We start from the raw sequence: 12,568 nt of genomic DNA on the forward strand, positions 1-12,568 counted from the left end.
CCAAAGCTATCAAGGCACGCCGTCCGCAATCAGTACGGCAGGTCGAACAGCAGCACTTCGGCAGCATCCGCCTTGGCCAGGGTCACCAGGCTCTCACGGGAGATCTTCAGACCGTCGCCGCCTGCCAATGCGGCGCCGTTGATCTCGATCCGGCCGCGCACCACATGCACATACGCAGTCCTGCCCTCTTCCAGCCTGTGCTCCACGCGGTCTTCGCCATTCAGGATGGCGGCATAGATCGACGCATCCTGCTGCACCGACACCGAATCGTCGCGGCCGTCGGGCGATACGATCAGGCGCAGCCTGCCCTGCTTGGACGCAGCATCGAAATGCTTTTCTTCATAAGACGGCTCGATACCGCGCAGATTGGGCTCGATCCAGATCTGCAGGAAATGCACGCGCTCGCTTGCCGAGTGGTTGAACTCGCTGTGGCGCACGCCGGTGCCCGCGCTCATCCGCTGCACATCGCCGTAACGGAGCACCGATCCATTGCCCATGCTGTCCTTGTGCTCGAGCGCGCCGTCAAGCACATAGGAAATGATTTCCATGTTGCTGTGCCCATGCGTGCCGAAGCCGCGGGAAGGTTCGACCTCATCCTCGTTGATCACGCGCAGGGGGCCGAAACCGACCTGGCGGGGATCGAAATACTCGCCGAACGAGAAAGTGTGACGGGAATTGAGCCAACCGAAACTGGCTGCGCCGCGCTCTGTGCTTTTACGAACTTCCAACATGATCGACTCCTTTGTCTGCATTTATTTTCGAAACTTTCGAAATACCTGATTTGCTCATTTTTTCGTGCCTGCCCCGTTTCGTATTGGGCATGAACGTATTATGGCGGTCCACCCCCGGTTAAAAAAGCGGAAAGTTTGCCACCCTATTTTCAATTTTTTCGAATATAAGCTTCCTATTCCAGGGCAGGCAAAGCGGCCTATGCCGGAACCGCGCTTCCCTACCGCACCACTTATCGGTAATACCGCTATCCATTGATGTGATTGACGAAGGGAGGTCTGCATGTCGCCGCTACGGAATCCCGCAATCGAACGTCCGCAAGTTTTGTTTGAGGTGGAACTGGTCGTTTTCGGCACGTTGATCAGCAGCGCTTCCCGCTGCTCAGTCAGCGTTCTGGCGGAAACCGCGCGCGGCGCCCGGCGCATCTGCCTGTCACAGTACCGCCGCGCCGAAGTCAAGAGGACCCGGGAGGTTCGTTCTGCTCCCTGATACGGTCGCACATATCAAGGCTCAGGTCTTGGGGCAGCCGTCAGCGCGGTAGACTCTTCGTCTCGAAAGCCGGCACTTCCGGCCGGCACCACTACGGCTTTGCTCGACGTCCGCGAAGCCAGATACGATCGCGCATCATGCTGCGATCCGGTCGACCGGGTTGAGGTTCTACAGGAAGTCAAAGACCGGATTGCAATGGCTGGATCCTGCATTGCGCAGGAATCGGACAAGCCAGCACCAGGGATTCATCCGCATTGCATCGACATCTATTGAATGCAGGGCGGCGCCGCACGGCAAGCAATGCGATTTCAAGTCAGGGCAGGATTCGAGCATGACTTGAAATCGCGTCTATCCGCTGGCGCCAAGATAGATGGATGCTCGTTCAAAGAGACTTCGTCAAAAGATGTCGCCGGGGTTCACCCTATTGGATGCCTGTGCGCCGGGTTCGAAAGTGATGCGTCCACCACCACCGGTAAATATGTTGCTATCGATGAGGTATCCGTGCGTATTGGCCTTGATGTCCACCACGGAATCGGCAAAATGTTCCCCGCTCAAGCCTGATCCGTTGAAGGTGTTGCCGCGGACGATACCGCCGCTCGTGCCTTCCTTGATATCGATGTTTTCAGCGCGCACATTCGGCCCGAAAACGTTGTTGATGATCATGTTGCCGTTGCTCTGATCATCGGGGAAGTTTTTGGGGTCCGACCCGATATACACGCCTTCACCGAAACCCGGGTCTGTCAGGCCGGTGTTATCGATACTGGAATTCTGCAGCAGATTGTTGGAGCTGTTCTTGCGAAAATGAATACCTTCCTGCCCGGTATCCTTTACCGTCAGGCCGTCCAGTACGTTGTCGCTCGAGCCGTCCAGCACGATGCCCTTCTGGCCGCCGGAAACGGTAAAGCCGGTCAGGGTATTGTTGTTGCTGTTCTCCAGGTGCAGCGCATATCCGTCGTTGCCGCCCTTGATGACCGCATTCTTCGAACCCTCGATCGTTACTCCCGATTTGCCATTCAGCGAGAAGTTGCCTTCGTAGACGCCATCGGCAAGATGGATCTTGGTACCCGATTCCGCACTGGACAATGCGTTCTTCAGCTCTTCCGAATTGCGAACTTCGACGGTTTTGGTGACCGGGACCTTTTCTTTGGTTTTTTCCGGCGACTGTACGGCATTGCTGCCATGGTTTCTATCAATTGATACACCCATACCTACCTCGATCTCAATGAATTAATAATGCAGAAAATTACGCATCGGAGATGCACTTTTCGACTACTGTCATGTATGGGTGGCGCAAGACGGAAAATGATTCCATGGCAACTCCGCACATGGGGCACAATGAGGGATTCACACTGGATTGAAGGACAAGCACCATGGATGACAGAAAAGACCTGACCGCCCTCTCGCATGCATTGCGCAAGCTCCATCAGGCGCTGGTCGGCGTCGCCCGCCGCGAGCACGAAGCCGAGTGGGGCGAAGTCGATCCCGGGCAGCTGCTGCAATTGCTGACCAAGCATCCGGGCTTTGAATGGCTGCGCGAGCTGAGCGGCCTGATGACCTATATCGACGAGCTCACGGACGAGGACGACATCGGCGCCGAAGAAGCGCAGGCGGCACGCGCAACGGCAAAAAAGCTGCTGCTGCCGGGAAGCGACCCGGCGTCTTCATCGCCATTCACCCAGCGCTACCGCGAGATCCTGCAGGCCGAACCCCTGGTGGTGATGGAGCATGCCGCCGTGCGCAAGCTGCTCGACAGGAGCTGACCGGAACTGTGTCTGCGCCTGGCCCTAACACGGCGGCATGAGATCGGCGAAACGTCCGGGCAAGGCATACTGCCTGGCGCGATCCAGCCACCACTTGAGGGCGGCCCCCTCTTCCCCGGTGCGCCAGGCCAGATAAAAGACTTCTTCCGCCCTCGGCTCCTCGACTTCCTTGACCACCAGCGAACCGGTCGCCAAGGCTTCGCGGACGCAGAACTCCGGCAGGAAGCCGAATCCGAGGCCGGCGAGCTGGAACCGGAATTTGGTCTGCATGTCCGGTACCGTCAGTGTTTCCTGACCCAGCAGCAGGCCCACGGTGCGCGCCGGCGTCTGGCGCACGGAATCGGCGACCGATATTGCGCGATACTGGTGCAGGTCGTCCCTGCGCAGCGGCCGGTCGATGGCTGCCAGCGGATGGGACGGCGCCACCGCGAACAGGAAGCGCACCGTACCGATGGCCTCGGCCTTGTAACCGCCGCCGGACGGACCTTCGCCGGCGGCGCCTATCAGCAGATCGACGCGCCGGTCGAGCAGCGCTTCCCAGCTGCCCGTCAAGGCTTCCTGCACGATCCTCAGCCGGGTCTGGTCGGCCGCCTGATAGAAAGCCTGGATGTCGTCCTTCAGTGCCACCGGGCTCAGCAGGGAATCCATGCCGATGGTGAATTCCGTTTCCCAGCCGGACGCCACGCGCCTCACGCGCATTTCCAGATCGCCGGCCGCCCGCAGCAGATGCCGCCCTTCCTTGAGCAGCTCCTTGCCGGCGGGCGTAAGAATCACCTTGGGCCCTGAGCGCTCGAACAGGGCGACGCCGAGATCCTCCTCCAGTTTGCCGACCGTATAGGAAATGGTCGAGGGCACGCGGAAGATTTCCTTGCCGGCCGCCGAGAAGGAGCCGAGGCGGGCGATCGCATCGATGATCTGGAGGGCTTCGAGAGTGAGTTTGAGCATGAGTGTTCCTGCGATGATGGATCGGCTGGATCGACGCCGCACATGGTACCTCGATTGCACGGCAGCGGCTTTCCAGGCGGCAGCAAAGCCCGTTTGCAAACCTTTGCGGGAGGGTGCCATAGATTGCCTTCCTCAGGCAGCTTTGCTTTATCGCAGCCGCAATTTAATTAAAGGCAACTTCAGCGGGCGATCGGCGTCAATGGAGGATGAATGTGTCCAGGCAGCGCCAGTATTTGCGCATGCCGGTCAGGGACAAGGGCTGTCCAGCCCACTTTTTCGAATGACGATGATGCAGCAGCACACCACACCGGCTGGCGAAGTGCCAGTCCGCAGGCGCTGGATTGCCTGTGAACAATGCGATCTTCTCCAGCACGAAGTCGAGCTTCCGTCGCGTGCCGATGCCCGCTGCGTGCGCTGCGACGCGGTGATGTACCGCGGCTCTCGCGCCAGGCTCGATACCATGATCGCGCTGGCGCTCGGCTGCGCAATCATGTTCCTGGTCACCAACCTGTTTCCGATCGCGACCCTGTCGACGCAAGGCATTACGGTCTCGACCACGCTGATCGGCTCGGCACAGATGCTGCTCCAGCAGGAACGCCCCGTAGTTGCCGTGCTGATGTTCGTCACCACCATCCTGGTGCCGGCGCTGGAACTGTCGGCCTTGCTGTACATGCTGCTGCCGCTGCGCTTCGGCCGCGTGCCGCCCGGCCTCTCGTCCGCATTCCGGATGCTGCTGGCTGCGCATCCCTGGGGCATGCTGGAAGTATTTCTGCTTGGCCTGCTGGTGACGCTGGTCAAGCTGTCGGAGCTGGCTTCCATCGTGCCGGGCATCGCCTTCTGGTCGTTCTGCGGCGTGATCGTACTGTTTTCCTGGCTGTCGACATCCTTCAGCACGCGCGACCTGTGGCGTTGGGTGGACGATGCGCAACTGGCGCAGCAATCGCAGGAACAAACACGCTCCGGCGCGCCGGAGGCGATGCAATGAATCCGCGCCCGTACACCGGCACGATGCGTTCGGCCGCCTCGCTCGGACTGCTGTCCTGCCATGCCTGCGGCCTGCTCTGCCGCGCGCCCGGACATGCGGGCGAACTGCGCTGTCCGCGCTGCCATGCCGATGTCCATCTGCGCAAGCCCGGCAGCCTGTCGCGCACCTGGGCGCTGCTGATCGCGGCGTATATCCTGTACATTCCAGCCAATCTCTTTCCCATCCTTTACACCAGCTCGGTGTTCGAATCGCAGGGCAATACCATCATGAGCGGCGTGGTGCTGTTCTGGAACGGCGGCTCCTATTTCATTGCCGCGCTGATCTTCATCGCCAGCATCGTGGTGCCGCTGACCAAGCTGTTCGCGCTGACGCTACTGCTGATCTCGGTGCAGCGCCGCTCGTCGAAGCGGCCGCACCAGCGCACGCGCCTTTACCGGCTGGTGGAATTCATCGGCCGCTGGTCGATGCTCGACGTCTATGTGGTCGCGCTGTCCGTGGCCCTGGTGCAGATCGAGGCCCTGGCGTCGATGCAGGCCGGCATCGGCGCCGCCGCCTTCGGCGCGGTCGTGGTGCTGACCATGCTCGCTTCCAAGACCTTTGACCCGAGGCTGATCTGGGACAGCGTGGATAACGCAGAGGAGAACGATGACTGACCAACCGAACAACCATTCCGATATTCCGCAGGCGGTCGCCGTGCCCCGGCGGCGCTGGACGGTATCGCTGGTCTGGCTCATTCCCATCGTGGCCGCACTGCTCGGCGCCTGGGTCGCGGTGCAGCAGATCATGTCGCATGGCCCGACCATCACCATCACCTTCAAGAATGCCGAGGGGCTGGAAGCGGGCAAGACCAAGGTGCGCTACAAGGATGTGGACATCGGCACGGTGACCAACATCAGCATTTCCAAGGACCGCTCGCAGGTGATCGTCACCGCCGAAATGACAAAGCAGGCCGAGGACTTGATCGTCGCCGATACGCGCTTCTGGGTAGTGCGTCCGCGCGTGACCTTCAACAGCGTCACCGGCATCGGCACGCTGCTGTCGGGCGCATTCATCGGCGTCGATGCCGGCAAGTCCCAGGAAACCCAGCGCGACTTCGCGGGGCTCGATACGCCGCCGCCGGTGACTTCGGACGCGCCGGGGCGGCGCTTCACGCTGCGCGCCGAAGACATCGGCTCGCTGTATATCGGCGCGCCCATCTATTACCGCCGCGTGCAGGTCGGCAACGTCACCGCCTACAGCCTGAACGAGGACGGCAAGGGCGTCACGCTGGAAATCTTCGTCAATGAGCCGAACGACCGTTTCGTCACGACCAACACACGCTTCTGGCATGCGAGCGGCATCGATGTCTCGCTCGAAGGCTCCGGCTTCAAGCTCAATACCGAATCGCTGATTTCGGTGGTCGTGGGCGGCATCGCCTTCCAGTCGCCGCCGGAAGGAGAAGCCGGCGATCCGGCGGCAGCGGATACCGGATTCACGCTGTTCGACAACAAGGAAGCCGCGCTCAAGCGCGTCGGCCAGGAAGTGCAGACCTATCTGCTTTACTTCACCGAATCGCTGCGCGGCCTCGCGCCCGGAGCGCCTGTGGATTTCCGAGGCATCGTGATCGGCGAGGTGAAGGCCGTCAGCGTCGAGTACGACCGCGACAGCAAGACGCTGCGCTTCCCGGTCGAGATCGAGATCTATCCGGAACGCATGCGTTCGCGCTACCGGCCGGGAGCGCCGCAACTGTCGGCCATGGAGCGAGACCCGCATGTCCTGTTCGACAGGCTGGTGGAACGCGGTTTCCGCGCCCAGCTCAAGACGGCCAACCTGCTGACCGGCCAGCTGCTGATCGCGCTCGACTTCTTCCCCAATGCGCCGCGCACAAAAATCGATTGGAGCAAGACGCCGGCAAGCCTGCCGACGGTACCCGGCGCCTTCGAGGATCTGCAGGAAACCCTGAGCAACATTGCCCGCAAGCTGGAGAAAGTACCGTTCGACACGATAGGCAGCAACCTCGACAAGTCGCTGGTCAGCCTGCGCGCCACGCTGGAGAGCGCCGACAAGCTGGTACGCCAGCTCGACGGCAGCGTGCTGCCGGAAATGAAGCAGACGCTGGAGCAGGCACGAAAGACCCTGGGGAATGCCGAGCGCACGCTGTCCAGCGATGCTCCCGTCCAGCAGGACCTGCGCGATACGCTCAGCGAAGTCGGACGCGCGGCGCAATCCGTGCGCGAACTTACCGATTACCTGAGCCGCCACCCTGAAGCGCTGCTGCGCGGAAAAAAGGATGAGGAATAACATGCCAGACACAACTTCGATCGGTTCCGCGGTGGTTCGCACGGCGGCGCTGCTTGCCTGCGTGCTGCTGGGCGCATGTTCGTCGGCGCCCAAGGAAAATTTCTATACGCTCAACCCGGCCGCCGTTCCTCCGCCAACGGCTGCCACGGCCAATAACGGAGGCGCATTGAGCATCGCGGTCGGTCCTGTGCGGGTGCCGGAGATCGTCGACCGTCCGCAGCTCGTGGTGCGTCGCGGACCGACTCAGATCGACCTGCTGGAGCAGCACCGCTGGGCACAGCCGCTGCGCGCCGAGATTGCGCAGGCGATTGCAAGCGGCTTGCGCACTCAGCTGCCGGGAGCCCGCGTGGCGCTCGACCGTGACGCCGCCGCGCAAAATGCCGATGTAAGGGTAACGGTCGACATCAGCCGCTTCGATGCCGTGCCCGGAGATGCGGTGACGGTACAGGCCTTGTGGTCGGTGCGGCCGACGAACGACCGGCCCCCGCTTACCGGACAGTCGACGTCGCGCGAACCGCTGGCGGGCAGCGACAATGAAGAGATCGCCCGCGCTTTTGCACGCGCGGTCGCCAGTGTCAGCCGCGACATTGCGTCGTCGGTCGCAGCGGCGAGGAATTCCGCCACGGCGGCGAAATAGCGCGTCGTTTCCCGGAGGCCGGGTGCCCGGGCTCCAGCCGGCAGCGCGCTGCGCTGCCTCAGTTCCTGCATGAAGTATCATGCACGGGACATCATCTCCCGCACTGTCTTTCTTCAGCAAAACACGCATGCCAGGCTGAACCGAACACGCGTCGCCTTTCCATGCATTACCGGATAACTCAACAGCGTGAACCGATTTCATTTCCCCGTATTGAATGGTGCTCATGGAGGCTGGCAGCGGCTGCCGCTGCCCTTCCTGTTTTTCCTGCTGCTGGCAATGTTCAGCCTGCAGGGCACTGCTTTGGCGCAGGTGCCGCCCAAGCCGGCCGCGCCGGCGAGTCCGGCTGCGCCCGCCGCCCCTGCCAAGCCTACAGAAGCGCCTCCCGCTCCACAGCCGGTCGCCCTCTCCGATATCGCGGCGCAAGCCGAAGCCGCGCTTGCCGAGGTACGGCAGCTGGAAAACCGCAGCCGGATCGAAGACGTCATCCAGACGGCCGGCGACCGCCTGCCGCTGCTGGAGCGGGAGTCCAGCTATCGCGTACAGATTGCGCGCCGGCTCAATCGCGCTGCCTTTTCACTGGAAAGCATTCAGGCCCTGGAAGAGGAACTGCGCGACATCGAGCTGCGTACCGCACCGGTGCGGCGCGATCTGACGCGCACCGCGCTGCAGGTCGACCGCGACCTGAAGGAGCTGGAACGCCTGGAAGCCATCTGGAATGTCACCATCAAGGCGGCATCCGAAGCCTCTGCTCCAGCCGATGTGCTCGACCGCGCCAAAGACCTGAGCCGCACCATTGCCGACGCCAAGAAGAGCGTGCTGGAAGACCGCGCCAAGGTGCTTGCCCTGCAGGGCCGCGCTGCCGATATCGGCACCCAACTCGCCGACATCCGCCGCATGCTGACCGACGCCAGCGAGCGGGCAGTCACGCGGCTGCTCTATCGCGACAGTTCGCCGCTGTGGAGCAGCGCGTTCTGGGACGCATGGCTGCGCAGCTTCTCCGCGGAGGCCGGAGAAAACCTCGTCAACCAGGCGGTCGCGCTTGGCGACTATGTGCGTGCGCACGTCAGGAATTTCATTTTCCATGCCTGCTTTCTCGGTTTGCTCGTGGTGGCCCTGTCTGGTGCGCGCAGCCGGGTCGATGTTCTCTGCGCCACCGACGAGGGATTGAAGAACAGCCGGCAGATCTACGACATGCCCATCGTCACCGCGATGCTGCTGGCGATGCTGTTCAGCACCTGGTTCTATCCGCGCCCTCCGCGCGCGCTGTGGCTGATGATGGGCGTGCTGGTTTCGGCGCCGCTGCTCGTGTTCGCGCGGCGCGTGGTGGACCGGCGCGTTTATCTCCTGCTGTCACCGGTCGTGCTCTTCTATCTGTTCGACCGCGTGCGCGCCCTGTTCGCGCCTTTGCCGGGCGTGCACCGTTTCATGCTGCTGGTGGAATCGCTCGGCCTGATGCTGGTGGTGCTGGCCGTGCTGCGCCAGCATGCACGCGATGCGATGCCGGAGTCACGTACCGCCGCGCGCAGCATTTATTACGGAAGCTGGGCGCTGCTCCTGCTGTCGGCGATCGTACTGGCCGCCAATGCAGGCGGCTATGCGCGCCTGGCCGACCTGGTCATGCGCACGACCCTGGCCAGCGCCTATACCGCCGCGGTGCTGTATGTGCTGACGCGCGCCGGCGAAGGCATCATGCACGGCCTGCTGTATGTGCCGCCGATGTCTTTCCTGGCCGGGGTACGGCGCCATCGCGCCCGCATTGCCGTGCGCATCAACCGCTGGATGCAGTGGATCGCCTTCATTCTATGGGCCTTGCTCACGCTGCAGTCCACCGGCTTCCTGCAGCAGGCGGTGGGCTGGGTGCTCGAACTGTGGAAAGCGAGCTTCGAGATCGGCAGCCTGAAGGTGGCGGTGAGCGACATCATCCTGTTCCTGCTCATTCTCTGGACTACCTATCAGCTGTCGCGGCTATCGCGTTTCTTCCTGGAAGAGGAAATTTTCTCCAGGGTACGGCTCGACCGCGGCCTGCCCTATGCGGTCTCCACGACGGTGCATTACATCATCCTGCTCACCGGCCTGGTGCTTGCGCTGACGGCGATCGGCGTCGACATGACCAAGTTCACCATCGTGGCCGGTGCGCTGACGGTCGGCATCGGTTTCGGCTTGCAGAACATCGTCAACAATTTCGTGTCGGGCCTGATCGTGCTGTTCGAGCGGCCGGTGAAGGTGGGCGATACGGTGGAAATCGACGGTATCGTCGGCCGGGTGCAACACATCGGCATCCGCGCCACCGTCATTCACAGCACCACCGGTGCGGAAGTCATCATCCCGAACGGCAAGCTGATCTCCGACAAGGTGACCAACTGGACGCTGTCGAGCCAGCTGCGCCAGATTGCGGTACCCGTCGTGACCAAGCCGGACATCAACGTGGCCAGGCTGAAAGCCACGCTGCAGGAAGTCGCGCGCTGGAACAAGCAGGTGCTTGAATCGCCTGCACCCGAAGTGCTGTTCATCAAGCGCGGCGTGGATGCCTTCGAGTTCGAGCTCAGGGTCTGGACCGGCGATCTCGATGCCTGGCTTAGAGTCAGGAGCGATCTGATCAGCGATATCAATGATGCGTTGAGCAATCAGGATCTGCCGGCGCAGGCGCCTGAGGTGGCGGGAGCACAGGTGCTGCTGGAGGAGAAAGAGGGTGCGGCTGAAAAGATGGCGACGGAGCAGGTTCAACCGCCGCCTTCGGTGATGCGTTAGAGCGGTTTTACCTTGATTGAATCAGGCAGGTAGCTTTAAATTATTTGCTACGGACAATGAATTCCCCTCTCCCGCAAGCGGGAGAGGGGCCGGGGGTGAGGGCGATTGTCACGACCGCATGAGGTTATACGATCCCCCTCATCCCCAACCCTCGCTCCGCGCCCCACGCCTTGGCTTGCAAGCCAAGTCGGCTCCGGCAGCGCAAACCATGGTTTGCGAAACCCTGCCTCTGCCCCGCCTGCGGGAGAAGGGAGCCCAGCCGCGCATGCGTATAGACCATAGGCTCATCACCATCTGGCCGACACGGCAACAGCTCACAGCATCACGAAGCCGGGCAAGGATTCGACGCCTTCAGCGCTTCGCGCGATCTTGCAATCGCCGATGTCGCCGGTTCGTCCACGGTCAGGCTGTTGTCGGTGAAGCGGCAGCCATAGCTCGGGCTGGCGACCGTTGCAGGCGTCAGCACATCGTCGCCTTCCGGCTTCACGCCGTTCTGTTCCCAGTTGATCATCGCATCGAAAGCCGAGGCCTGTTCCTTGACCGTGAAATCGCAGTGGGCGACGCCGCGGATGGCACGCTGCACCAGCCACTTCGACGTGCCCAGCGCATCGGCGCGGCGCTTGTAGATCTGCTCCATGCTGAACGGAACATACATGTCGCCGAGCGTGTGGATCGACACCACCGGAATGCCGATGCGCGCGTTCGTCTTCGGCACCCAGCGCACGCCGTCGGTGCGCAGGCGGTTCGCGTCCGGCGTCGCTTGCACGCGGAAGATCGATGCATTGAATGCCTTTTCCTCGGCCGACTGCGCAGCGTCGTTGTCGAACTGGTAGACGAAGTTCTTGGTGCTGACCACGTCTTCATTGAGGATGCCGAGCATCTTGCCGTCGCGGCCGAACGTACCCCAAGCAGTGGCGGTGTACGGTCCGGCGAAACCGATGTCGAACATCGGGCGCTCGCCGCCGGTCAGGTTCTTCACCATCTGCTTGAGCTTGTCGCCTTGCGCGGTCGTCACGCCGTTGGCAGTCGCGCTCGGGAAAACGCTGAAGAAGGTGGAACGCACCGCGGGCTCGATCTCCGCCCAGTTGGCAGTGGGCCACGTCGTTGCCGGCAAGCCGGCAAGCTGCATGGCGCCGGCCTGGTAAGCAGCGAAGAAGTCGTACAGCTCGGTATCGCCCAGCACGCCGCACATCGGCACCGCGCCTGCATAGCGCACCTTGTTGTTGGCGGTCTGCATCGCTTCTTCATCGATCGCCGCCGCCGTGACGTGGCCGCCCATCGAGACGCCGATGATATAGGTCTTGCTCGGAGCCGGCAGCGTGCGGCCTTTTTCCGCAGCTATCTTGTTGAAGGCGAGCGCCAGCGCATTGGTGTCTTCCACTCCGGCGCGGACATCGTAGTAGTTTCGGCTGTAGCTCGAGGCCGCCCAGGCATAGCCCTGTTCGATCAGGTGGCGGCGGATGCCGGGGTTGCTGACCGTCAGCGCCGCTCCGGTGCCTGCATAGCCGTGCGCATACATGACCAGCTTGCCGTTCCAGTTCTTCGGCACTTCGATGCGGTAGCCCGAACCCTGATGGACGCCCCACCAGCGGTCGGCGTCCGGTGCGCCGGCCAGCGCCTCGAAGGGCAGGCTGGCTTCGGTGACGGAAAAGGTGCGGCTGTCCTGAGGACGCTTCGCTTCAGCCGGCGGCGTGGCCGGCGCGGGATTGGTCGTGCCGGAGCTGGCCACAAGTTCATTTCCGCCGCCGCCGCAACCGGCGAGGACCGCACTTACCACCGCGAGCCGAAGCGCGGAAGCCATTTTCGATGTCATTGATTGTCTCCGTTAAATTATCATTAGTTGTACTGCATTGCAGAACACGGTTTTACCGTGGTACTGCTGCGTACAAGTTTATAAGGAAAAATTATTTGGCGTCCATTACATTTTTTCTTCTAGAAATTTGCTGCCTAAAGACTGTAAGAGCCGAGCAACAAAAAAGTGAGCATGGTCACATA

The 12,568-nt window shown here is 62.0% G+C and carries 11 protein-coding genes; 7 read left to right on the forward strand and 4 right to left on the reverse strand.

Annotation, left to right across the window (positions count from 1 at the left end; genetic code table 11):
* Nucleotides 1-29 precede the first annotated feature (29 nt).
* Nucleotides 30-731 carry a pirin family protein gene (locus IGW03_RS09055; RefSeq protein WP_194722210.1) on the reverse strand — a complete coding sequence of 234 codons (702 nt, stop codon included), beginning with the start codon at nucleotides 729-731 and terminating at the stop codon, nucleotides 30-32.
* 280 nt (nucleotides 732-1,011) lie between these two features.
* On the opposite strand from IGW03_RS09055, the gene IGW03_RS09060 reads away from it, so the two are divergent.
* On the forward strand, nucleotides 1,012-1,218 hold the full coding sequence (locus IGW03_RS09060; protein WP_194722211.1) for a hypothetical protein: 207 nt from the start codon (nucleotides 1,012-1,014) through the stop codon (nucleotides 1,216-1,218).
* A 396-nt stretch (nucleotides 1,219-1,614) separates the two neighbouring features.
* Here the strand turns inward: IGW03_RS09060 and IGW03_RS09065 are convergent, their stop codons facing one another.
* A complete protein-coding gene (locus IGW03_RS09065) occupies nucleotides 1,615-2,424 on the reverse strand; it encodes a NosD domain-containing protein (RefSeq protein ID WP_194722212.1) in 810 nt (269 codons plus the stop codon).
* A gap of 164 nt (nucleotides 2,425-2,588) precedes the next feature.
* On the opposite strand from IGW03_RS09065, the gene IGW03_RS09070 reads away from it, so the two are divergent.
* A complete protein-coding gene (locus IGW03_RS09070; RefSeq protein WP_194722213.1) occupies nucleotides 2,589-2,978 on the forward strand; it encodes a hypothetical protein in 390 nt (129 codons plus the stop codon).
* Between the two features lie 24 nt (nucleotides 2,979-3,002).
* On the opposite strand, the gene IGW03_RS09075 is transcribed toward IGW03_RS09070, so the two are convergent.
* Nucleotides 3,003-3,923, reverse strand: a complete 921-nt coding sequence (locus IGW03_RS09075; protein ID WP_194722214.1) for a LysR substrate-binding domain-containing protein — start codon at nucleotides 3,921-3,923, stop codon at nucleotides 3,003-3,005.
* A 286-nt stretch (nucleotides 3,924-4,209) separates the two neighbouring features.
* Here IGW03_RS09075 and IGW03_RS09080 point away from each other — a divergent pair, with 286 nt between their 5' ends.
* The 5 genes from IGW03_RS09080 to IGW03_RS38870 all read left to right on the forward strand — a co-directional run bounded on the left by IGW03_RS09080 (nucleotide 4,210) and on the right by IGW03_RS38870 (nucleotide 10,573).
* Nucleotides 4,210-4,908 carry a paraquat-inducible protein A gene (locus tag IGW03_RS09080; RefSeq protein WP_194722215.1) on the forward strand — a complete coding sequence of 233 codons (699 nt, stop codon included), beginning with the start codon at nucleotides 4,210-4,212 and terminating at the stop codon, nucleotides 4,906-4,908.
* Complete coding sequence (locus tag IGW03_RS09085) at nucleotides 4,905-5,561, forward strand: paraquat-inducible protein A (protein WP_228535261.1); 657 nt, start codon at nucleotides 4,905-4,907, stop codon at nucleotides 5,559-5,561. Before IGW03_RS09080 ends, IGW03_RS09085 begins: the two co-directional genes overlap by 4 nt.
* A complete protein-coding gene (locus tag IGW03_RS09090; protein ID WP_194722216.1) occupies nucleotides 5,554-7,188 on the forward strand; it encodes a PqiB family protein in 1,635 nt (544 codons plus the stop codon). Before IGW03_RS09085 ends, IGW03_RS09090 begins: the two co-directional genes overlap by 8 nt.
* 1 nt (nucleotide 7,189) lies before the next feature.
* The gene (locus IGW03_RS09095) at nucleotides 7,190-7,825 is read left to right on the forward strand and encodes a PqiC family protein (protein ID WP_194722217.1); all 636 of its coding nucleotides are present in this window, start codon (nucleotides 7,190-7,192) and stop codon (nucleotides 7,823-7,825) included.
* Nucleotides 7,826-8,011: 186 nt separating this feature from the next.
* On the forward strand, nucleotides 8,012-10,573 hold the full coding sequence (locus IGW03_RS38870) for a mechanosensitive ion channel family protein (protein ID WP_194722218.1): 2,562 nt from the start codon (nucleotides 8,012-8,014) through the stop codon (nucleotides 10,571-10,573).
* A gap of 322 nt (nucleotides 10,574-10,895) precedes the next feature.
* Here the strand turns inward: IGW03_RS38870 and IGW03_RS09105 are convergent, their stop codons facing one another.
* Nucleotides 10,896-12,386: an alpha/beta hydrolase family protein gene (locus IGW03_RS09105; RefSeq protein WP_194722219.1), complete on the reverse strand. Its 1,491-nt coding sequence runs from the start codon at nucleotides 12,384-12,386 to the stop codon at nucleotides 10,896-10,898.
* Between the last annotated feature and the right edge of the window lie 182 nt (nucleotides 12,387-12,568).

The organism is Noviherbaspirillum malthae (assembly GCF_015352985.1).
Lineage (GTDB): Bacteria > Pseudomonadota > Gammaproteobacteria > Burkholderiales > Burkholderiaceae_D > Noviherbaspirillum > Noviherbaspirillum malthae.